General features: G+C 30.3%; 21 protein-coding genes. 7 read left to right on the top strand and 14 right to left on the bottom strand.

Annotated elements, in window-relative coordinates:
- Positions 1-2 precede the first annotated feature (2 nt).
- A complete protein-coding gene (locus ATE90_RS05635; RefSeq protein WP_036786423.1) occupies positions 3-1,538 on the top strand; it encodes an SDR family NAD(P)-dependent oxidoreductase in 1,536 nt (511 codons plus the stop codon).
- Between the two features lie 180 nt (positions 1,539-1,718).
- Positions 1,719-1,910: a cold-shock protein gene (locus tag ATE90_RS05630; protein WP_101451011.1), complete on the top strand. Its 192-nt coding sequence runs from the start codon at positions 1,719-1,721 to the stop codon at positions 1,908-1,910.
- 383 nt (positions 1,911-2,293) lie between these two features.
- Here the strand turns inward: ATE90_RS05630 and ATE90_RS05625 are convergent, their stop codons facing one another.
- The 3 genes from ATE90_RS05625 to ATE90_RS05615 all read right to left on the bottom strand — a co-directional run bounded on the left by ATE90_RS05625 (position 2,294) and on the right by ATE90_RS05615 (position 4,830).
- Positions 2,294-3,691, bottom strand: a complete 1,398-nt coding sequence (locus ATE90_RS05625) for a COG3014 family protein (protein ID WP_101451009.1) — start codon at positions 3,689-3,691, stop codon at positions 2,294-2,296.
- Positions 3,692-3,770: 79 nt separating this feature from the next.
- Complete coding sequence (locus tag ATE90_RS05620) at positions 3,771-4,361, bottom strand: penicillin-binding protein activator LpoB (RefSeq protein WP_091955722.1); 591 nt, start codon at positions 4,359-4,361, stop codon at positions 3,771-3,773.
- 73 nt (positions 4,362-4,434) lie between these two features.
- On the bottom strand, positions 4,435-4,830 hold the full coding sequence (locus ATE90_RS05615) for a hypothetical protein (protein ID WP_081958169.1): 396 nt from the start codon (positions 4,828-4,830) through the stop codon (positions 4,435-4,437).
- Positions 4,831-5,210: 380 nt separating this feature from the next.
- Here ATE90_RS05615 and ATE90_RS05610 point away from each other — a divergent pair, with 380 nt between their 5' ends.
- Positions 5,211-5,588, top strand: coding sequence for a DoxX family protein (locus ATE90_RS05610; protein WP_036786429.1), 378 nt, complete (start codon positions 5,211-5,213; stop codon positions 5,586-5,588).
- Here the strand turns inward: ATE90_RS05610 and ATE90_RS05605 are convergent.
- From ATE90_RS05605 to ATE90_RS05580, 6 genes are all read right to left on the bottom strand, one after another.
- Positions 5,585-5,935: a DoxX family protein gene (locus tag ATE90_RS05605; protein ID WP_036786431.1), complete on the bottom strand. Its 351-nt coding sequence runs from the start codon at positions 5,933-5,935 to the stop codon at positions 5,585-5,587. The genes ATE90_RS05610 and ATE90_RS05605 overlap by 4 nt on opposite strands.
- Positions 5,936-6,089: 154 nt before the next feature.
- On the bottom strand, positions 6,090-7,337 hold the full coding sequence (locus ATE90_RS05600) for a mechanosensitive ion channel family protein (RefSeq protein WP_036786434.1): 1,248 nt from the start codon (positions 7,335-7,337) through the stop codon (positions 6,090-6,092).
- A 243-nt stretch (positions 7,338-7,580) separates the two neighbouring features.
- Positions 7,581-8,222 carry a thiamine phosphate synthase gene (locus ATE90_RS05595; RefSeq protein WP_036786436.1) on the bottom strand — a complete coding sequence of 214 codons (642 nt, stop codon included), beginning with the start codon at positions 8,220-8,222 and terminating at the stop codon, positions 7,581-7,583.
- 49 nt (positions 8,223-8,271) lie between these two features.
- Positions 8,272-8,883 (bottom strand): DEAD/DEAH box helicase, encoded by a 612-nt coding sequence (locus tag ATE90_RS05590; protein WP_036786438.1) that lies wholly within the window; start codon positions 8,881-8,883, stop codon positions 8,272-8,274.
- Between the two features lie 221 nt (positions 8,884-9,104).
- The gene (locus ATE90_RS05585; RefSeq protein WP_101451007.1) at positions 9,105-12,371 is read right to left on the bottom strand and encodes a CotH kinase family protein; all 3,267 of its coding nucleotides are present in this window, start codon (positions 12,369-12,371) and stop codon (positions 9,105-9,107) included.
- A 220-nt stretch (positions 12,372-12,591) separates the two neighbouring features.
- Positions 12,592-13,344 (bottom strand): arylesterase, encoded by a 753-nt coding sequence (locus ATE90_RS05580; RefSeq protein WP_036786440.1) that lies wholly within the window; start codon positions 13,342-13,344, stop codon positions 12,592-12,594.
- Positions 13,345-13,373: 29 nt separating this feature from the next.
- On the opposite strand from ATE90_RS05580, the gene ATE90_RS05575 reads away from it, so the two are divergent.
- Together ATE90_RS05575 and ATE90_RS05570 are read left to right on the top strand one after the other, a co-directional pair.
- The gene (locus ATE90_RS05575) at positions 13,374-14,063 is read left to right on the top strand and encodes an ABC transporter ATP-binding protein (protein WP_036786442.1); all 690 of its coding nucleotides are present in this window, start codon (positions 13,374-13,376) and stop codon (positions 14,061-14,063) included.
- 44 nt (positions 14,064-14,107) lie between these two features.
- Entirely contained in the window at positions 14,108-16,603 is a 2,496-nt protein-coding gene (locus ATE90_RS05570; protein WP_101451514.1) for an ABC transporter permease, read from the top strand.
- Positions 16,604-17,079: 476 nt separating this feature from the next.
- Here ATE90_RS05570 and ATE90_RS13520 read toward each other — a convergent pair whose 3' ends face one another.
- The 4 genes from ATE90_RS13520 to ATE90_RS05555 form a co-directional block, all read right to left on the bottom strand.
- Positions 17,080-17,244 carry a hypothetical protein gene (locus ATE90_RS13520; protein ID WP_180335178.1) on the bottom strand — a complete coding sequence of 55 codons (165 nt, stop codon included), beginning with the start codon at positions 17,242-17,244 and terminating at the stop codon, positions 17,080-17,082.
- A gap of 129 nt (positions 17,245-17,373) precedes the next feature.
- Positions 17,374-18,189, bottom strand: a complete 816-nt coding sequence (locus tag ATE90_RS05565) for an IS3 family transposase (protein ID WP_101450871.1) — start codon at positions 18,187-18,189, stop codon at positions 17,374-17,376.
- A gap of 35 nt (positions 18,190-18,224) precedes the next feature.
- Positions 18,225-18,596: a transposase gene (locus tag ATE90_RS05560; RefSeq protein WP_101451005.1), complete on the bottom strand. Its 372-nt coding sequence runs from the start codon at positions 18,594-18,596 to the stop codon at positions 18,225-18,227.
- A 26-nt stretch (positions 18,597-18,622) separates the two neighbouring features.
- Entirely contained in the window at positions 18,623-18,898 is a 276-nt protein-coding gene (locus ATE90_RS05555; RefSeq protein ID WP_143741105.1) for a hypothetical protein, read from the bottom strand.
- 720 nt (positions 18,899-19,618) lie between these two features.
- Between ATE90_RS05555 and ATE90_RS05550 the strand changes: the two genes are divergently transcribed.
- Positions 19,619-20,635, top strand: a complete 1,017-nt coding sequence (locus ATE90_RS05550; protein WP_036786445.1) for a homoserine dehydrogenase — start codon at positions 19,619-19,621, stop codon at positions 20,633-20,635.
- Between the two features lie 10 nt (positions 20,636-20,645).
- Complete coding sequence (locus ATE90_RS05545) at positions 20,646-22,049, top strand: aldehyde dehydrogenase family protein (protein ID WP_101451001.1); 1,404 nt, start codon at positions 20,646-20,648, stop codon at positions 22,047-22,049.
- A 72-nt stretch (positions 22,050-22,121) separates the two neighbouring features.
- Here ATE90_RS05545 and ATE90_RS05540 read toward each other — a convergent pair whose 3' ends face one another.
- Entirely contained in the window at positions 22,122-22,619 is a 498-nt protein-coding gene (locus tag ATE90_RS05540) for an Lrp/AsnC family transcriptional regulator (protein ID WP_036786447.1), read from the bottom strand.
- Between the last annotated feature and the right edge of the window lie 943 nt (positions 22,620-23,562).

The following is a 23,562-nucleotide window of genomic DNA, read 5'->3' as shown; positions in this document are numbered from 1 at the left end:
ATATGAGTGAAAAAGATCATAATCAAGACATTGCAAGGTGCATAAACACATTACAGCAATTATTAGAAGACACCAATCAACTTTTTGATTTACCTGAAGCACAAAGAGTTGCACTTTTTAAAGCAGCTGGTGAATTAACGAGACCGAATCGTGCTGAATTTGAGCGTAGAAGAAAAGATGCCAAAAAAGCAGCGAAACGTAAAATGATTGCGAAAGATACGCATGCTAGAAAAACAACTGGTATTCGTTCTGCACGTGAAGCGGCACTATTTGTAGCACCCAAATTACTTGGGACGGCAGCAATTAATGAAGATACTTTAGAACTAGAATCACCAAGAAACTGTTATGTATGCAAAACAGTATATACAAAATTGCATCATTTTTATGATACCATGTGCAAAGAGTGCGGTGATTTAAATTATGCCAAACGTTTTCAAACCACAGATTTAAAAGATCAAGTTGCCGTAATTACAGGCTCTCGATTAAAAATCGGATATCATATAACTTTAATGTTGTTGCGTTCTGGAGCTACAGTTGTTGCTACCACACGTTTTCCTGCAGATTCTGCGATTCGTTTTTCTAAAGAAGACGATTATAAACAATGGAGTGATCGTTTACATATCCACGGACTCGATTTAAGACACATACCAAGTGTAGAAATTTTTTGTAATTATATTGAACAAAAGTACGATCGATTAGATATTTTAATTAATAACGCAGCCCAAACAGTAAGACGGCCTTCCGGTTTTTATTTCCATTTAATGGAAAATGAAAAGTTACCTTTAGATCAACTACCAAAACTTGCGAGAACGTTGTTAAAAGATCACACTAGTTGTTTAGAAGAGTTAGCAAATTTAAGTGTATCCACTTCTAAAACAAGTAAAAACAATGTTCTGCCAGTTACTTGGCATGGTCCAGAACCAGGAATTGGATTACGTAATTCGGCAGAATTATCCCAAATTCCGTATAGTTTTGACAACTCCTTGCAAACTGCAGAAGTGTTTCCCGAAGGCGAATTAGATGCTGATTTACAACAAGTGGATTTAAGAAAAACCAATAGTTGGCGTTTAAAATTAGGCGAAATTGAAACCACAGAAATGGTGGAAGTACAGCTAGTAAATTCGGTAGCTCCCTTTGTTTTATGCAATCGTTTATCTCCTTTAATGATGAAAGAAAATACCGGCAAAAAACATATTATTAATGTCACAGCCATGGAAGGTAAGTTTCACAGATTTAAAAAAGTTGACAGACATCCACATACTAATATGGCAAAAGCGGCATTAAACATGTTAACACACACATCTGCATCTACATTGGCTAAATCAGGAATTTATATGAATGCAGTGGATACAGGCTGGGTTACAGATGAGGATCCAGCTGAATTATCTAAAAGAAAAGTGGCAGTGCATGATTTTCAACCTCCTTTAGATATTGTAGATGGCGCTGCCAGAGTGATGGATCCTTTAATTGACGGAATTAATACTGGTAAACATTGGTGTGGTAAATTCTTGAAAGATTACTTTCCTATTGATTGGTAGATTTCTATAATAACTAGTGGAGATAAGCCAAAATTAAAATGATAAATTCTTAATATTTATGAATTTAGAAAACACCAACTTTATCTACAAAATTGGTGAACAATATAAAAAAAAATTAATTAATATGTTGAATATCAAAAAAATGGTAGGATATTTGAAGATTAATTAATAATATATATAATGAGCAAAGGAACAGTAAAATTTTTTAATGATGCCAAAGGATTTGGTTTTATCACTGAAGAAGGAGTAGAGAAAGATCATTTTGTACACATTTCAGGTTTAATAGACGAAATCAATGAAGGTGACAATGTTGAATTTGACTTACAAGAAGGAAAGAAAGGATTAAATGCAGTAAACTTAAAAGTTATCTAAAAAATATACTTCAAGTTTTACAAAAGCCCATCAATAATTGATGGGCTTTTTTTTTCCTTATTTTTATTTACATATCAATATATAATTATTAGTGGTGTTCTTTGAAAGCTTTATAAAATTAAAAATTAATAAAATACTCTATTTTGATTATTTTAAAGTGAAAAATCAAATTATATCAATACTCTTTGATTAAATTAAGTTATAATAATTAATATTGGATTAATTACAAAGTTTAAATTCTAAATTTATTAGAAATATTTTAATAAAGAATTAGGGGTTTACATGAGGTTTTCATTTGTTGCCTTTTAGTTTTTAAAAAAACTTCACAGCGCGTTTACTCCTCAAGAATTTTGAAGCCTTTTTAGAAAGGTTATGCTATATCTTTAGTAAGATTTAATGCTTGTTATCTTTTTAAATTGAATTCCTTTTCTACTATCCACATAAACTTTTTCTTCTTTAGAAATTCCGTTAGCAGCTGTTAGTAATATAGAAATAGTATTCTTTCCTTTTTTTAAAGGAATTCGAGCATAATAAATACTATTCGGTAAACTTTGCCAGTTTCTTGTATCTGCTCTTTCAGTTAAGGCGTTAAAGATTCCTAAAGCAGCTCCTAAATCTTTATTTTCTTCTTTTAAAAGGTGTTCTGATATTTTTTTAGTGCCTAATCTAATAGCTGCTTTACTTACTTCACGCACGGCGCGATCTTTTAATGTTTTAAAAGCAACATCCTCATAGTTTTGAGCTAATTGAAAATCAGCAGTTGTAATAGAATCTTTTATAATGCTAGCTTTAAAAAAATAAGGATTTCTTTTAACGTATTTAGGAAAAGCTATGTTAAAAATCTCAATATCAGAAAATTTATTATTTTTTCCTTTTCCTTTACTTATTGGAACTGGAAGTGTAAGGTTCAGTTCCTCATTATAGATAGAAACAACACCATCTGTATTTCCTGGTAAAACTGTAAAACTATAAAAAGTTTGATCTTTAAAGGGAATTAAACCGTTTTCCCAAAAAAGAATTAACTCTCCTTCTATATTTTCTTCTTTTGGAGAATAAGTAGTTGCAAGTAGTTTTTGATACCGATCAAGTTCATCTGTAAAACCCAGTGCTGCAGCTGTCCTTAAAACATCTTTTTTCAATTGCTCGGGTAAAGTAGTTCCAAAAAAAGAACCACTATTAGCTAAATATAAATTTACTGCATTTCTGTAAGAAATAAAAGCATTATTCAAATCTCCAGAAGCTTCATACAAAAAACCTTGTATATTTAAGGAGAATCCGTCGGAGGTATATCTATTTTTTTGCCCTGCAGGATATTTGTCATTAAGCTGCTGCAGTTGAAGGTTAATTCTTTTTGCTTCTACTAGAGCTTCATCTAATTTGTTTAGAAAAATATAGTTTAAGGCTTTGTAGTAATGAATAGTAACTTTTTCAAAATCTTCACCTGTATAAGTCTCCATTTCCGAATTTAAGAGCATACCCAAAACTTTTCCTCCCAAATATTTTTTATTTTCTTCAATAAACAGATCTGCTTTATTCAATAAAGAATTACTTAATTCATAATCTCCATTGAGGTATGCTATTTTTCCTTTTTCGAAATAATAAAGTAGTAAATTTCTTTTCTTTTTTAAAAAAGAATTCGCATCGATGAACTTAAGTGCTTTCTCAGTTTCACCCTGTTGAAGAGCTGTTTGAAATTCTTGACTTTTTAAATTGTAAGTAGCGCAACTATTAAAAAATAGAAAAAACAACAATAAGGTTGTATATAAAGCAGTTTTCTTCATATTAAAAAAAGAAGTTATTTTTATTAAAAAAGCTTTTCTATAAATGAGAAAAGCTTTTTTAATATCTAATTAAGTAATATTAATTTTTAACAAACTTTTTAATTTTTTTATCACCTATCCAAACTTTTTCACTTGTCTGAAGGTTTGTTAGCTCTAAATCTATTTGGTAATATGTAATTTTCTCTCTTTTATGAGCATCTACAATAGAATTAATACTTCCCTGTAACATAAAATCAGCACCTGTTTCTAATCCGAATTTTTTTACAGTAGAACTTGCTGAATTTGTTTGCTGATCAGCACGTTCTGCTCTTAATTCTTCCCTCATTTTTCCACCAGAAACAATTCGAGCACTTTGTTTTTTAATCAAAACTTTTTCAATATCTTTAATAAAAGTTTCTGATTCAATATGTTCATGAGATTTATTTCTAACTAAGCCCACAATTAATACAGGCTTTTTTCCTTCATTTGCTTGCATAAAATCAGTAAGCCAATCGCCATTTAAAATTTCATCAGTTAGTTCTTCGGCCGCTAACCTAGAATCTGTGTCATTCCATCGTCCACTAATATCTATTTGAGTATTCGAATTTACACGCGTTACTTGCCTAGCACAAGATGCTAAAGCTAATGAACCAGCAATAATTAACGTTACAATAATAAGTTGTTTTCTCATAATTTTTCTAATATATATATATTCGTTTTTGTGATAATCAAATTTAGTCAAAAATTTAATAAAGTAGGACTCTTTAGTTTAATAAAGAATGGTTATTAAACCAACTTCTATTAAAGAAATTATTACCATATCTAGTATTAAAACTTCTATTTCTACCTCTAAAGAAAGATGGGCTTTTAGCACGCTCAAGACGTTCTTGATGTCTCCATAAAGGGCGCTGAGATCTAAAATATTTTCTTAACTCTTTCCGTTTTCTTTTTTCTTCCATAGGATCTATCGCTACATAGGTTTCTTGAGAAGTAGTGCCTTGAGTTAAGGTTTGACTAATATCTTTACTTGCTGCAACATATTTATCTAAACTAATTTTATAGTTCGGATTCTGATCAGTTCCTAATTCAATGGAGTTTTGAGCTATTCCCATAAAACTTAATAAAGTACATAGGATTATTGTAAAATTCTTAATTTTCATTTTTTCTTTATTTAATAATTAAAATACCAACTACTATGCCAATAATAAAAAAAACAAAAACTTTTTGTAATATCTACCAAAATATTTTTTTTAAGAATAACTCTTTTGGCTTTTTCTAGAGCTTAATGTAATTTGTTTTGAAAAATTTAATTTAAGTTTATTTTTGGTAATAAAAAATATTTTTTTTCATTAAACCTTACTTGAATATGATTCCATTCCTGACATCTATTTTTAATTGATTGAAAATAACTTCAAAGTAAATTTCTTTTCTTTTTTCAGAATGAAATAAAATTTTACAAATTTGAGGCTTAATAGAACACTACAATCAGATTATTTTTTATAAATTCGTTTCAATTCATACTAATTAAAAATATAAATTAATGGATCTAATCGACTATGTAATTATTGTATTAAAAATTATTATCTCAATCAGTATGTTAAATGTTTGGTTAATTCAATCAAGAAAACCTACAAAATGGAGAGGTGGTGCTTCCAAAAATATTATTGAAGAATTTAAAGTATATGGTTTATCAAAAGAGTTTTGTTATGTAATTGGCTTTTTAAAAGTAAGTTTGGCTTTAGTATTAATAGCTTCGATTCGATTTGATAACTTAGTTTTAATAGGAAGTTTAGGTTTAACCATTTTATTGATAGGATCAATAATAATGCATATTAAAGTAAAAGACGAGTGGTATAAATCATTTCCTGCCTTTTTATTTATTGTAATGAACCTGATTATTGCCTATGCATCTCTTTAAAAGTATTGATTAAAAGTCTTAAAAGCGATACATAAATTTAAAACTGCAAAAATAAAAGAAGGAGAAGATTTTATAAAATTATCTTTAATTTTTATTCTCACTACAAAACCAGCAAACATTAATAAAGATAACCCTATGGATGCTGCTAGTAGTAATATTGGAATAAGGTATAGACCACTTAACGAACCCATTGCACCTATTAATTGCAGAAATCCAGTCATTTTTCTATACTGTGGTAAACCATAACGTTTAAATTCTGAAATAATAAATTCTGAATAAAAACAATTAATTCCGAAATAAATAAACGCCAAACTCGAAAACCAAGTTAATACTGAAAGTAAATCCAATTTATTTTTATTTAAAGTTAAAGAGTTCTAGTTTTGTACAAGTTTACGATAAAACAGTTAATATTTAAGCTAACAACAAAGTTTTATATATAATTTAAAAAGTAATTTAACATTTCTGATTCAACACGGATAGGTTGAAATTAATATATATATTCTAATTTGTATTCATAAAACTTGCGTTACTAGGAAATTCAAAAATTTCTAAACTAAAATAGGGTACCGCAGCTATGATATGATCGAATATGTCTGCCATAATATATTCATAATTTTTCCAGCGTTTATCATTGCTAAAAGCATAAATTTCTAAAGGAATTCCTTGCGTGCCTGGAGCTAGTTGACGTACCATAATCATCATCTCTTTATTAGTGCCAGAATGGTTTTCAATGTAGGTCTCAATATACTTTCTAAACACCCCGATATTTGTCAAGTTTTTACCATTTAATAGTAACTCTTTGTTGATATTATGATTCGTATTATAGTCTTCAATATCAGATTGACGGGTTTCTAAATAAGAAGCAATAGAATGAATTTTTTTTAACTTAAAAACCTCTTCTTTAGTTAAATAACTAATACTATTTAACTTAATATTTAAAGACCTTTTTATACGTCTTCCGTCTGAATTTTCCATTCCTCTCCAGTTCTTAAAGGAGTCAGAAATTAAAGCATAGGTAGGGATCGTAGTAATGGTTTTATCAAAGTTTTGCACTTTTACCGTAGATAGGTTGATCTCAATAACATCACCGTCTGCTCCATATTTTTCAAAGGTTATCCAATCACCAATTCTTACCATGTCATTTATAGAAACCTGAATACTGGCGACAAAGCCTAGAATGGTATCTCTAAACACAAGAATAATAACCGCCGAAGCTGCACCAATAGTAGTAATAAATTTAATGAACTCTATTCCCGTAATAATGGCAAAAGCTGATAATATACCAAATACCCAAGCCAATATCATAATAACCTGAATATAGCTATCAATGGGTTTATCTTTTAAACTAGATAATGTTTTGAAGTAATCTTTGAGAGTATTTAGAAGGCTCCGAACAATCCAGAGTATAAGGACAATTGCAAATACTTGCAATCCTTTTTTAACAATCCCTGCAAAAAAAGTAAAATCAATAAAAACAATCGGCACAAGTTCTAAAACTACAATTAATGGAATAATTTGAGCGATATTTCTAGGAGCTTTATTTTTTACAAGTAAATCATCAAAATTACTCCTAGTTTTTGCTGCAAACTTCGTGAATAACTCCATTATAATTTTTCTAATGATAAAATGTACTAAGAACGAAATCACTAATAATGATGCTAGTAAAACGAGCATATTTAAATATTTTGCTGATGTCTCAGACATTCCCTTCATTACTAAATAGTCATATAAAAAGTGACCAATATTCATAAGTATGCAGTTTTATAAAAAGTAAAAGAGTAATATCCCTTAAACTTCTAATTTGTCATAAAAATAAGTATTCCTGTATATATATCATTTAGTTTCGTAAGTTTTATTTCAATGGATTTCTCAATAAACAAAATGAATATAGAATAAGAAATAAAGAAATTGAAAGAAAATTAATTTTTAGTGCAAAACAACATATCTAGACTCAGAATTAAACTGTAATAATTTGCATCACATCTGCGCATTCTATTTGAATGTATGGCGCAACTCTTTTGTTGAAGAAGCTTTTAATAATTGATTAAATGTTCTTATAACATCAAAATTCTTAGTGATTACATCCGATACAGCAATTCCAGAAATACCCGTTTCTAAAATCGCTGTAACGTCTTTTGTATTGATGCCTCCAAAACCAATAATTGGTGTCTCAGTTTTTAAAGCTTCAATAATTTCGTTATATCCGTTTAAACCTAAAACTTTAAATATATTGCCTTTAGTTACTGCATGCCTAAAAGGACTTAAACTAATATAATCAACTTGTTTACTGATTAATGTTTCGCAATCTTGTAAGGTATTTGCGGTTCCTCCAATAATTTGCCAAGTGTATAAATGCTTTCTTGCCTCTAAAGGGCAGCAATCTGTTTCACCTAGATGAACACCATCTGCTTTTATGGCTTTTGCTATTTTATAGTAATCGTTTATTATCAGTCTAGTTTGAAAATGAGAAGTAATTTCTCTAGCTTCGGTAGCTAATTTTAAGCATTTTTTTTCTGAGATATTTTTTAAACGCAATTGTACTAATTCTGAGCCACTTGAACATGCTTTTTGGATATTATCTAGATGCTCTTTAGGAGAGTTCCCCTGAGAGATGTAGTGTAGTTTAGGAATCATAATGTCTTCATTTTAATAAAAAAATAACTTAGATAATTAAAAAACGTTTTTATCCAGCTACCGTCCTAGAATACTGCATAAAATTAGTTTCTAAGCGTTTTAACATAGAATTTATTTTTTCTGAATATAACACATATTGACATTTTTGAATGCCTTGTGTAATCGCCAAAAGATCTGTATAAGCAGATTTAGAGCTCAAAAAATCGGCATCGTCTATATTAAATATTTTTAATTGCGTTAAATTTATACCTTCTAATAATAGCAACTTACAGACTGTTTTGGGCGTAGCAATAAGAATATCTACACCTTCAAAAATCTCTGAAGTTAGCAATTCAATGTGATGTTTATCATCACATGCATAAACACGCAACGAACTATGTCTCGTGTATGGCATAAAAGCTTCATGTAAAGCTAATACACAATCTCTATCTTCTACTAAAACCATCGCTCTCGGTGCAGCTCCAACTTCTTCACATTTTAATTTATGTAAGGTGGTAAGTATAAGGGTAGTAGTTTTTCCTGTATTTTTAGAGCCTGTACAAAATATATTAGCACCACTTTTTATTACTGGTATGCTAGTCTTCTGAAAAGGGGTTGGTGTTGTGATTTCTAAAGATTCGAGCTCCTCTTTTATATGAGAATGTAATTTATTAAAAGGCATAAGAATTAAATAGATAATTGTTTCGTAAACTATTGACTATAAAGTGGACAAATGTACAACTAAATTGACGTAAGTATTTTTATGTTATGCTTTTTGTTGGTAACAATTTACTAGATAAATTCAGATCCTTTTACTACTTTTTATCTCGCTTATTTATAAAGTTTATATAGAGTTAAATATCAAATGATAAATATTATTAATTTGTCTGTAGCATGAGTAACTTATTGTTTAAAAATCGTAGCCGAAACACTTGCACCATTGATAAACTTCAAATTTAAAAAATAGGCTCCCTTGTGAAGTGCACTTATATCAATTTCTCCTGACTTAAAATTGACTTTCGTTGCTCTTAATTCCTGCCCTAAAAGATTGAAAATTGTGATTTTTTGTATGGTTTGTTCCGAGTTTATTTTCAACTTATCTTCGGCTGGATTTGGATAGACATTAAAAACGAATGCACTGTGATTATAAGCATTCGTGTCTAAAACTAAATTTGAACTAGCTTTCCAACTACTCGCCAGCGAATTATCAGAATTAATATCTATAAGCTCTAAATAAAATCCAGCACCATCTGCAGATTCTGGCCAAGGTGCCTTATCCGAATATTCAACTTGATCAATGAGATTTCCAAAAGCATCTACTAAAACTAAATTATGGCTGCTATTTGATAAATCTCTTTGAAATGTATCAAAAGGTACAACACCATATCGCGCTATGAAAGTATCTCTATCTCCTGCTAATTGAATAGATTGACCAGCTTCAATGGTTGCATTATTTTCGAATTGATATGAAACACCTAGTTTAATCAAATAGATTCCGGTTAAATCTACGTTTGTAGTTCCTGTATTTTTAATTTCTATAAACTCTAGGTCATCACTCTCAGGAAACTCATTTGTTTCTTGCGGATTGTAATCAATTTTAGTAATTACTAAAGAAGGCGTGTTTATCGCTGTACAATTAGAAAATCCACCAAGGTTATTCCCCATCCATGTAATTCGTTCTTGTATCCAAGTTTTCATATTACTCACTTCGCCTGAAAAATCAGGAATTGTATTCCATCGTTGATTTTCACGAACTACAGCTTCAGAAATTAATGCAACGGTGTTGTCTATTAAATCTGATATGTAGCTATAATTTAAGGCTCCTCCGGGATTTGTAACTTCATCAAATCGTTTAGATAAATAACATTTAAACGTTGCGTTTTGAAATAAATCTCCCCAAAAACCTGCTCCTGTATTACTATAGTTAAACTGCCAAACATCCGTAAAGCTTCGGTCATAATAAGTTCCAAATGCATTAAACAAGTCATTACCAAAGGTTAAATTATAATCCCAAATAGGACCCGCTCTTAATTTACCACCTCGATCTTTATGGTAATACGTGCTCAGTGCATAGGCATCCACATTCGATGCTATTTCTGCCATAAGCATATAATCTACAAATGAAGGCACATCGATAATAGATGGGTAGCCACTTGTAACATTTGAATTCGTAGCATTATCGTCTAAATCTCTGAAAACTGATTCTATATAAGAAGACTGTATTTCTGTGATATCATCTGAATTTGGTTTTTCATGAATGTACCCAGCGCCATTGTTATACCAAGCCTCAGGGTCTTCTGCATCTGGTCTATCGGTCTGCATCAAATATCCACCAGTTACCTCTGGAAATGAATTTTCATCATCAGATAATTTTGCGATATCTACTCGGTCTCCATCACGTTTTATTTTTTCTGAAAGTGCATACAAGCCTATGTAATCTCCATTAAGTACGACTTCACAATATTTTAAATTAGCTGCATATTGTCCCATTTTTCTGGCCATTTCGTAACTAATATAGTCACGCATCATACTGTCATCAAAAGCAAATGAATTTAAAATCCAGTCATCTTCCTTTGCCATGCCTAATAATTCCACACCTTTATCTTCTATACCATCATCCTCTAAAGTATCAATTCCATAGGGTTTTTTTGGTAAGGTTTGAGAAGAAGAACCTCTGGTTTCGATTCCAATTGTTCCAGAGTAATTTAAAAATTCTTCAGTATTGGCATCGGCTAGAAAATTCCTATCACCATCAGGCCTTTGAATTATTTTCATAGTCCCAAGTATTTTTGGTTCATCAGGAATTGTAGCACCATTTTCTGTGTTGATAATAACGATAGGTAAATTACTACTCGTAAATGAACTATTGTTTAAAATATATGATTTAGTATATACTTGAGATGGCAAATAATTTTCAGAAAATATCTGTGCGCGCACAGTAGTACTCTCATTAATTTGAATAGGACTTGTATATATTGGCGAGGTATCTGTAGGATTATTTCCATCAATTGTATATCGTATTATTTCCTCTGAAGTATTTCCTGATAAAATTAAACTAAGTGGTACATCAAAAAGACCACCTGGTTGAGAAAAAACAACTTCACTCTGAATACTTCCTAAATATTCTTCGTTAGAATTTTCATAACCTGGCGTAGTCTCCAAATAACTTACAATCTCTCCAGAAGTTATAGATGTGCCAATAGAAGTATTTGGAGGAAGATTTTCTGCAATTATTTGGTATACAAGAGTGCCAGAAGCATCTGTTAAGCTTAATGTTTCTGAACTCGATGATATTTTAAAATTTGTATGAAGATTATTTCCTGTTAAGGCCAAAATAGCAGGTGGATCAATACCAGAATTGTTAGGAACTGAAAAAACTGCAGATAAAAAAGGTATTATTGTGAAATCCGAGGAGTTTGAACTGATATTGTGTGCTTGAATTGTTAAAATATTATCACCTTCATTTAAAATTGAATTGACATTTGTTATAAAAAATCTTTCTGGATTACCCCCAGAATAGATTCGAGCTTCATGATCAGTAATAGTACCTGAATCATAAGCGGGTGGATTGCCATTAATATTATCTCTTGCAACTTCAACACCATTTATGTAAGCAACGAAGGCATCATCATAATCTAAATCTAAGATTAATGAGGAAACAGTTGATAAGTTACTTATATTAAATTTTTTTCTCAGAAATACAGACTGTGTGCCATTCGGAATGAGCGTAGTATCATCTCCATCGGCATATCCAAACCCTGAAGAACCTGAGGACCAATTTGCATCATCAAAATCTAAAGTATTCCAGTTAGAAGGAGGCTCGGAGTTAGGAATTAAGTACTTAAATTCATCTCCTTGATTGATAAGTGTTCTATAATAATTATTGGTTCGACGATCTTTTGATGAAGCCCATAAAAGCATGTATTGATTGGGACTTAATGTAATATTTGGAAATGTCCATTTTATAAGATCATTTACATCATCCGATAAAGACCAGCCATTAATTGAAACATCTTTATCTCCAAAATTATGAATTTCTAACCAGTCTGGAGAATCTCCATCTTCATCTGTATATTCAGAATTAGAGGAAACTACTTCATTTATTCTTATTGTTTGGCCATAAGAGAATATAGTAATTGATATAAAGAATAGTGTAAATAAATTTTTCATAAATAAAATTTCGAAAATAAATGATGTACGAAATTAATCTATCTTTCCTCATTGAACAAAATAAACGACAATACATTTGCCATACAGATTAAACAAAACGTCTGTAAAAGAGAAATATAGATTAAATGACCAGTCTTTTAAGTTTAATTTCAGAAAGGTTTTTTAGAGCTTATAGCAAGAATTAGTTCTTTTAAAAAAAAGAGGCGAAATTTAAATTATATTAATCCACTTCTTTAAGTATTGGCTCTAAAATTTTCCAAACATTTTTAGCTAATATTTGATGGCCTTCCTTTGTTGGATGAATTCCATCAGATTGATTTAATTCGACAACGCCCCCTACATCTTTTAATAAAAATGGAATTAATGATAATTTGTTCTTTTCAGCTAAAACCGGAAAAATTGTTTTAAACTCAGCTGTATATTCTTGTCCCATATTTGGAGGGATTTGCATACCTGCCAAAACAATTTTAGTTGCTGAGTTTTTGGATACAACAGCATTAATAATTACTTGTAAATTTTCTTTAGTTTCTTTTAAAGAAACCCCACGTAAACCGTCATTTGCTCCTAACTCTAAAATAAAAATATCTACTTTTTGATTTAGTACCCAATTAATTCTACTTTTACCTCCAGCACTTGTTTCGCCACTTATACCAGAATTTATCACCATATAATCTAATTGTAGTGAGTCAATTTTTTGTTGAATAATTCCCGGAAACGCATCATTTACATCCTCCAAACCGTATCCAGCTGTTAAGCTATCTCCAAAAAATACAATCCTTTTTGATGTGCTATTTTCTTTTAAATTATTGTTAGTTTCAATTTTATCTTTTTCAATATTTTTTTCTTTTTTAGAGTTATCTGACCCACAAGACATTAACAATAATACTCCTGAAAAATAACAAAACTTTAAGAAAATCTTCAGAACCCTATCCTTAAAATTAAGGATCAATTGTTTATTTTTAAATTTTCCCATTTCTTGGTAATATATATTAAATGAATACTATGTCAAAGATATTAAAGATACATGAACTAGAGAAAACTTATACCAGTGGTTCAAAAAATTTAACGGTATTAACCCATATTTCTTTTGAAATAGAGCAGGGTAGTATATTTTCTATTGTTGGTCCTTCAGGAAGTGGTAAAACTACACTGCTTGGTTTGTGTGCTGGTTTAGATCACCCAAGTGCTGGCGACATTGAATTATGCGGAGTAAATTTAAAGGATTTAGACGAGGATCAACGCGCACAATTGCGGAATAAAGAGGTTGGCTTTATATTTCAGAACTTTCAATTATTGCCTACACTAACTGCTTTAGAAAATGTAATAGTACCACTAGAATTACAAGGCGAAAAGAATGCTGTTAAGGTTGGTATGGAATTGTTAGAAAAAGTAGGATTATTAGATCGTTCTCATCACTATCCCTCTCAATTATCCGGAGGAGAACAGCAGCGTGTTGCACTAGCAAGGGCATTTTCTAACAAGCCTTCAATTTTATTTGCTGATGAACCTACAGGCAATTTAGATGAGGAGACTGGTGAAAAGGTTATTCAATTACTTTTTCAATTGAATCAAGAAGCCGGAACAACTTTAGTGATTATTACACATGATTTAGATTTAGCTAATAGAACGGAACAAATATTGAGATTAAAAGGAGGGAAGGTAATGTCTAACGAAAAAACAACAGTTCTTTAATGAACAAAATATTTTCAAAAGTTTTGATGCAATGGCTTTTTAAAATGGCCTGGAGAGACGGAAAGGCAAGTATCTCTAGATTACTACTTTTTATGGCCTCTATTATTTTGGGTATTGCGGCGGTTGTTTCAATACAATTATTTAGCGAAAATTTAAAAGACAATATTAAAAATCAGTCGAAAGCTTTAATGGGTGCTGACTTTATTATCGATAGCAAACAACCTCCTACAAAAAAAGTTCAATTTATTATAGATTCTTTGAATGCGTCTGGTTCAGAGGTTAATTTCATCTCGATGGCTGCTTTCCCTAAAAATAAAGAAACAAAGCTTGTAAAAGTTCGTGCCATAGAGGGTAATTTTCCTTTTTACGGAAACTTAGTTACAATGCCAGCAAATGCTGGTTCGGAATATCAAGAATTGGGCGGTGCAATTGTAGATGCCACACTTTTATTACAATTCAATTTAAAGACAGGAGATTCTATCAAATTAGGGAAGCTCATGTTACCTATACTAGGCGCTTTAAAATCCATTCCGGGTAGTACAGCGATTTCTTCTTCAGTAGCGCCAACTGTGCTCATTCCTTTTCGACTTTTAGACAAAACAGAATTGTTACAATTGGGAAGCAGAAAAGAATACCAATACTTTTTTATTGTACCACCGGCAATGGATCTGGAACTTTTAGATAAAAAAATAGATCCTATTTTAGATGATGAAAATGCTGATTTAGATACACATACAAGCACTAGTAGACGCTTGGGTAGAAGTTATGAAAACGTTTTTAAATTTTTAAATTTAGCTGCATTTATTGCCCTTTTATTGGGATGTATAGGTATTGCAAGTTCAGTTCATATTTATATCAAAGAAAAATTGAAAAATGTAGCCGTCTTAAAATGTTTAGGAGCTTCAAGAAAACAGACGTTTTTCATTTATTTGTTGCAAATTATTGGAATTGGACTTATAGGAGGGATCATCGGTTCTATAATTGGTATCGGTTTACAATACGTATTTCCATATATTTTAAAAGATTTTTTACCATTTGATGTTCAAATATCAATCACTGCCCAACCATTGATGATTGGCGTAACATTGGGTGTTTTAATGTCAGTATTATTCGCTTTACTGCCATTGTTAGGTACTTGGTATGTTTCACCGTTAGAGGTATTAAGAGGATCAGAAGAAAATTCGATAAAACCAAGAAAGGCACGACTTCTTATATTAGCAACTATCCTGCTTTTTATCTTTTTATTTTCGTTTTGGATGTTAAAAAACGCCCTTAACGGATTTATATTTACGATTGGCATTTTAATTACATTCTCTATTATGGCAGGTATTGCAAGTCTGTTTATGAAAGTGATTAAAAAATATTTTCCCACGAACTGGGATTTTACAAAACGCCAAAGTTTACTAAACCTATACCGCCCAAATAATCAAACAATGGTATTGATATTAGCAATAGGTTTGGGTACTTTCTTAATTAGTACACTTTATTTTACGAAAGATATTTTGCTAGCTAAAACGGCTATTGATAACAAAAAAAATAGTGCAAATATTATTTTAATGGATGTTCAAACCCAACAAAAAGAAGCGGTTCTGAATACCATGCAACCAAAAGGTTTAGAGGTAATAGATAACATTCCGATTATCACTATGAGGATGCATCGCATCAAAGGAAAATTGGTAAATGATATCCGCAAAGACACGGTTTCGAAAATGAATAGATGGATTTTAAATCGAGAATTTAGAACAACCTATCGCGATTCATTGCTTGATTCGGAAGAACTATTGGAAGGAAGTTGGACCAAAGAAGTGGCAGCGGGTGAACCTATTTTAATTTCTATTGCCGATAATATTGCAAGAGATGCAGATTTAAAAGTCGGAGATTTTGTCGTTTTTAATATTCAAGGGGTTTTAATGAAAACCACCATTGGAAGTATACGAAAAGTAAATTGGGGAAATATGCAACTTAATTTTTCAATTGTATTTCCTGCTGGTGTTTTAGAAAATGCACCTCAATTTAATGTGATGACAACCTATGTATCAGATAATGTGAGCTCTGCTGCTTTGCAGCGAGATTTGGTCCAGAACTTTCCTAATATTACAATTTTAGATTTAAGACAGATTTACACGATTGTTGAAGACATTTTAGATAAAGTCTCTTGGATTATTAATTTTATGGCCTTCTTTAGTATTCTTACGGGTATTATTGTTTTAATAGGTTCAGTTAGAAATAGTAAATATCAGCGAATAAAAGAAAGTGTATTACTAAGAACATTAGGAGCTAAGAGCAAACAAATTTTACAAATTACGGCGCTAGAATATGTCTATTTAGGAATGTTAGGGAGTCTAATTGGCATTTTACTCTCTTTAATTAGCAGCCAGCTATTAGCAGCACTTTTATTTAAAGAACCTTTTATACCCTCTGCAATTCCTTTTTTAGTATTTCTTCCCGGAATTACAATATTGGTTGTAATCATTGGATTAACAAATATTAGAGCTGTTTTAAAAAGCCCTCCATTAGAAGTTTTAAGGAAAGAAGTTTAATACAATATGTCTGTCATTTTTAAATGAAAAATATATAAACCCTCTATCTACGTAGATTTTACTGACGGCCATCAAGGGGTATGAACACATTATGGACTTATTATAGTAGGTGTTTCATATTTTGTTAGTGCATTACATAAAATATTAGATGTTTGGAATGATAAGGATTGATATTTTGACAAGAAATTGAGAAATTTCAGACTTGATATTTAGCGCCATATAAAAGGAAAGGGTTGATAACCCTTTTTTTACGATTAAAAATCTCGTTTTACTGCAAAACTGCTTTGTAATTATTTTAGGTAAATCAAATTAATTAAATAATATCTAATAAAAACAACCAAAAATAAAATTTCAAAAATTTTCTCAGTTTGATTTAATTGAAATTTTATTTTTGGTTGTTTCTTTTAATTATTATAATCAATAATATTGAACCTTTTTAAGAGAATACAATTTTTTAAATACATCATGTGTTTTTATTAATCATCGGGTAAATCCGGAATTATATCCTTTATAAATTCAAATAAAGGACTATCAATAACTCTCTCTTTATTTACATTCTGTATCAATTCTATTATTTTTTCTTGACATTCTTCAGCTTCACGATCTCCAATAACTTGCCCTAAAGGAGTATAAATACACATTTTATTTTGACCTACATCAAATCTTTTTTCTCCTTGTTTCTTGTTTAAAATTATGGTTGAATTAGGGTGAACTGCCTCTCTAATTCCTACTTGTCTTGTCCTGAAATATGGCTACAGGTTAAAATTGAATTAAGCTGATAATTTATATACCATATTAGGTGTTTTATAATCTAAAGATAAATGTAATCTTAATTCATTGTATAAATTAATTGCATTTTTTGCAGCTCTCTTTGCGTGACTCACGTTATCAAAGGTTTGGTCTAAATAAAATTCATCTTTTAAAATTCCATTTACTCTCTCTGCCATTGCATTTTCGTAACAATGATTTTCTTCTGTCATACTAATATCTATCTTTTTTCTTTTGAGTATTTGTGTGTACACATTACTGCAATATTGTATACCTCTATCAGAGTGGTGTATGAGTCCTTTAATGTTTTTAGCTTGATAAATGGCCTTATTAAGTGCCCTCACACATCCTTTAAGTTCCAAGCTATCACTAATATCATAACCCACTATTTTTCTGGAATGCATATCTGTTATTAAAGCCAGGTAGCAAAAGCCCTTTATGGTTCTAATGTATGTAATATCAGATACCCAAACTTGGTTAGCTCTAGTGATTTCTAAGTCTTTTATGATGTTATTATATTTATAAAAACGATGATAAGAGTTCGTAGTTCTAGCACTGGTTTTCCTTCTAAGTGTCAGCATTTGATGTTTTCTAAGGACACTAAATAGAGTATCTCGACCGACTTTAATATTGGCTTTATTAAAATCTGCATTTAATGATTTCACAAGTTTTCTCACGCCTTCTCTAGGAAGGGATTTGCGTCTTTTTCTAACGATATTAATAATCTGTTGTTCTCGGTTTAAACGTATATCAGCTCTATTTTTATGCTTGTAATAAGCATCACGTTTAAGTCCAAAACAATGGGTTATAGTTGTCAAAGAAGCAAATCCCTTAGATATTTTTTTGGCCTTGCTTAAGGCTTTATAGGTAGCTTTTTTTTTAGTTCATTAACTGATTTATAGCCAAGATCTTCAGCTACTACTTCAAGATAACAATCCTGTACCATAGCGTCGAGATCTTTTTTAAGTAGTAGTTTTTTTAGCTGTTCAATCTCTTTTTGAAGTGCCTTAATTCTAGATATTTCGTCTTTTGTTTCCACTTTTACTCTGGTGTTCATTAAGTCTTTACGATTGTACTTTTTAATCCACACATTTACTGTTGTGGGTGCAATAGAGTAGAGTTTACAAAGCTCACTCTTTGTGTGTTTTCCGATTGTAAGTTCGGCTAAAATTTTTAATTTAAAAGGTTCACTGTAACGTCTAATTACTTTGTCATTTCTATACATAATGTTTAAAATTATGTAGCCTTATTTCAGGACGGGTCAACTTCATACATTGCGTTTGCATTATCTGTAGTTACGTATGCAATTACCAAGTCAGCTTGCATTAGTATTGCATACATACTTTTTTCGATTAACCCTGAATCGTCAATTTCATTAGCTCTAATACATTCATATCCTAATTTTTCAGCCGCGGGTCTTATAATTTTTTGATACGCTTTGTCTAAGTCAAATGTTATGCCAAAATCAGTATGGTTTTTTTTTCCAAAACCCATTATTACAAAACATGTGTTTTTCTTTAATTTCATTTTAATTAGCTTTTTAATTTTTCTTGTTTTTTTTTAAAAATCTAAATTAACTTTTTAGAAGGAAGTAAATATGCTTAGAAAAATAAAATTAAATAATATTTTTCTTCAAAACAAGATTTTTAATTACGAATTCAATGCAATTATTTGTAATTTAAGTTTCGGATTACCAAAAATGAGTGTAAAAACATTTTAAATACAATGCTTATTTAGCCTGCATAACTTTCTGCGATATATTCATAATAGTGAATTATGGCTATCATTTATTATTTCAATAAAACTGTACTATAATGTTCTGCGTTATGTAACTTCAGCTTTGCTTAAAAGCGAAAGTTTATCTACAGTTTCTTAAAAAAAATTATTCTCAAAAGTTTCTTCTACAATGTTAATGGAACACTTTTTATGCGACGACATAGGAGGGAAGCATATTGTGTGTGAAATGAAAAAATAAAACTTATTACATTCTTTTATAGTATTCAATTTGAATATTAGATTATATTCAAAAACACATTAAAGTTAGATCTAAAAATTCTTCACTAAAAATTTATCTACTTACTAAAATATTTTACGAACGATTTAAATTTTGTTTTAAATAAGTTTTGTATCAACAAACGAATATAATTCATTTAAAACACATAATAAAAGAATAGTTTACTGTAATAATAATTATATATGAATATATATATAGTTTTGTCATATAACAATGAATTTAAATAATTATAAATGATAAAAATAGTATATGTAGGATTTGGAATTGTATCACAAGGATTAGCTGAAATTATTTTAAGAAATAATTCGATAGTACCGCTAGCTAAAAATCTAGAAATACAAACAGTAGGAATTTTGGATACAATGAAAGGTAGTAAGATCGATGCTAATGGTATAAATATGCAGAATATACTTGCAAATGCTAATAATGGTGATTATAGTTTATTAACAGAAAATATACTTGACATTCCTAAAGCAATACAAGAAATTAATGCAGATATCATTATTGAGGCTAGTTTCACAGATATTAATACAGGACAACCAGCACTATCCCATATAGAAACTGCATTAGATTCTGATAAACATGTTGTTACTAGTAATAAAGGTCCTTTTGCTGTAGGGTATAAACACATCTTTAATTTGGCTAAACTAAAAGGAAAGACGTTAGCAATTGAAGGAACAGTAATGAGTGGTACACCTATTATAAATGTTTTAAACAATGGTCTTTTAGGTTCAGATATTACTATTGTAAGTGGTATTATGAACGGAACATCTAATTATATTCTGTCTAAAATGGAATTAGGAATGTCTTATAATGATGCACTTTCACAGGCACAAAAACTAGGATATGCAGAGGCAGATCCTACAAGTGATGTTGAAGGTTTAGACACGTTGGCTAAAGTAATGATTTTGGCAAATGTTGTTTTTAATGTGCAATTAATTCAAGAAGATATTGAAGTGAAGGGAATATCTAAAATTACACTTTCGGATGTAAAAGAAGCATCAGCAAATAATAAGAGATGGAAACTAATTGGAAGCGTTTGGAAGGATGATAAAGGTAATGTTCATGGTTCAGTTTGCCCTAAATTGATACCAATGAATGATTCATTATATGGTATTTCAGATGCTACTAATGCCTTAAAAATCACCTCTAGTATTTTAGGAGATACTACGATAGTTGGAGCAGGAGCAGGAAAAATTGAAACAGGTTTTGCTTTGTATAATGATATCATATCAATAGTTAACGGTTAAAACTCAAAACATGGTGATAGATAAAAAAAACACAATTACTGTACCTGTTTATAATAGTTACACAGGAGATAAAATCGGAACAGTTCCTCAGTCGACTAAGCAAGATGTAATGAATGCACTTAATTTAGCAAAAATAGGAGAGGCTATTGGTAAAAAAATGTCTCCTTCAAAAAGAATAGCAATTCTTAGAAAAGCCTTAACCATAATGGAGCGAGAATTTGATGTATTATCGAATCTTATTGCAACAGAAGGAATAAAAACAATAGTTCAGGCAAGAAAAGAAGTCAGTAGAGCTCTAAATACTATGCAACTTTCTGCAGAAGAAGCAGGAAGAATAATTGGAGCCACCATTCCTTTTAATGCTGTTCCAGGTTCAGAGGATAGAATTGGAAACGAAACCAAAGTCCCTATTGGTATTGTTGTTGCCATTACACCTTTTAATGACCCTTTAAACTTGATTTGCCACAAATTGGGACCCGCAATTGCTGCAGGAAACCCGGTGATATTAAAACCGAGTGATTATACACCTTTAGTAGCCATTAAGTTTGGAGAAATTCTTTCTGAAGCTGGTTTACCAAAAGAAATGTTAAGCATAATTACAGGTTCTCCAGAATATTTTGGAGATGCGCTCATTAGCGATGATAGAATAAGATTGATAAGTTTTACGGGTGGAGTGGAAGCAGCAAAAATTATCCAGAAAAAAGCAGGTTTAAAGAAAATATTGATGGAACTTGGTTCTAATTCTCCTGTAATCGTTTTATCTGATGCTGATTTAGAAGACGCTGTTCAATCTTGTGTTTCAGGCGCATTTTTTGCAAGTGGTCAAAATTGTGTTGGTGTAAAACGAATTTTTGTTGAAGAGGATATTTACGATTCATTTTTAAATAATTTTTCTCAATTAACTTCTACTTTAAAGATTGGTTCACCATTATCTGAAGATATAGATATTGGACCAATTATAAGTAAAGAATCGATTAATCAAATTGATAAATTTATTAACGAAAGTATTGAGCATGGAGCTAAGATAATTAGTGGTGGAAAAACAATTGGAAATTGCTATACACCAACCATATTGGAGGCTGCCTGCAATAATGATATTGCCAATTACAAAGAAGTTTTTGGGCCTGTGGTAACTATTTCAAAAGTAAAAAACTTAGATCAAGCTATAGAGAACTGTAATAAGTCTCCTTTTGGATTACATACGGCAATTTTTACGAATGATATCAGTAATGCACATAAAGCAATTAATGAACTAGAGTGTGCTGGTGTAATGATTAACGATTCTACAGATTATAGAATAGATGCAATGCCTTTTGGTGGCGTTAAAAGTAGCGGAATAGGTAGAGAAGGAGTAAAGTCCGCTATTGAAGCGATGTCTGAAACCAAAGTTGTTTGTTTCAAATTAAAAATATAAACAAAATTTATTTTTTCAATTAGTAATTATAGAGGAGAAGATCTAATCATTAATTTAATTAGATTTTCATCTCTATTCATCTTTTAAATAAATTGGAAACAATGGGTTTTGTGAAAAATCGTAAATCAAAGAGGTTTCTAAACTTTTTACATAATCTTTTGTGACATGATCCATTACAAAATCTCTTAAATGATTTTTATCTCTTACTGCAATGTAAAGCAGAAAATCTATTTGCCCTGCTAAATGATAAATATTCACAACTTCAGGTAACAAAGACATTGCGTTTTTAAAATGATCAACTTGATCTTTTGTGTTTTTAGTTAATTTTATAGCAACCATTGCTTCTATATTCGTACCAAGTTTAGAAGAATCTACAATAGCATGAAACCCGAAGAATATTTTTTTTCTCTGTAATTTCCGCATCCTTTCAGAACAGGTAGATTCTGCAATACCAACTTCTGCAGCAATTTGCTTATTAGATAATCTAGCATTCTTCTGTAAGAGTTTAATTATTTGTTTGTCAATTTTATCTAATTCGTTAGTAGAGTTGTTTTTTCGAATAGTATCCATATTTTTGATATTTTTATTATTTATTATATTGTAAAAGTGTAATAATACAAAATTAAAATAATTATGATTGATAAACCAAAAGTTTAGTTTTATAATATTATGTAAAATAGAATCTCGATATTTAACTTGGCCTCATAAAATTTTGGTAAAACAATAGGTGAGTGGAGCGTACATATTTTAGGCTATACAAATGCAATTATCCTGTGGATGATTGTATTAGGATACAATACTTTACTAAAACCTTGTTTCAAATCGTATTTAACTAAAAATGTACTTTGGGTACATTTTCTTAACGCTAAATAGTCTAAAATATAGCGAATGAACCGTTAATTGTTTCCAAAATTATATGCAGCCATGAATTTTTGTTTCTTTTGTTTCAAGACATTATTTTGAAGAATTGATTGAGAATCAATTTTTAAAATACTTAATAATGAAACATTAAAAAAAGGATTATTTGAAGTTCTAAATATAACAAGTGCATAGAATTTTATTTTTCTTAAAATTTATGCTCTTGTGGCAAGCTCACGAGAATCGTCTAAATTTTTTTATTGTGTACATTTTATCGAATACGCGATTTTTAATAAGAGTAAAAAGGTTAGCTTTTATTTTGGCGTTGGCAAGCGATGGATAATTACTCGCGTTATTTCTATTTAATATTTTGGAGCTCGTGAATGCTGCGCATTTGAGTTATAAAACAATCGAGCGCTTGGTAGCGGCTATTTTACATAACGGCTAATTATAGATACAAATGTTTTATAAACGCTGCGAAGCAAACCGCTTAATAGTTTAATGACCCAAGTAATAAGGTTTCTTTTGAATACTAGATATTCTGGGATATTTTACATAATGACGAATTATAGCTATAAATAAAACTACAAGTTCATAAGCCGTAATTTCTTTTAACATAATTGTTGACGATATAGACCTAAAGGCACTATATCTA

The organism is Polaribacter sp. Hel1_33_96 (genome assembly GCF_002846595.1).
Taxonomy (GTDB): domain Bacteria; phylum Bacteroidota; class Bacteroidia; order Flavobacteriales; family Flavobacteriaceae; genus Polaribacter.
Note: the sequence above shows the minus strand (reverse complement) of the source record. Positions and strands in the feature narration are given on the sequence as shown.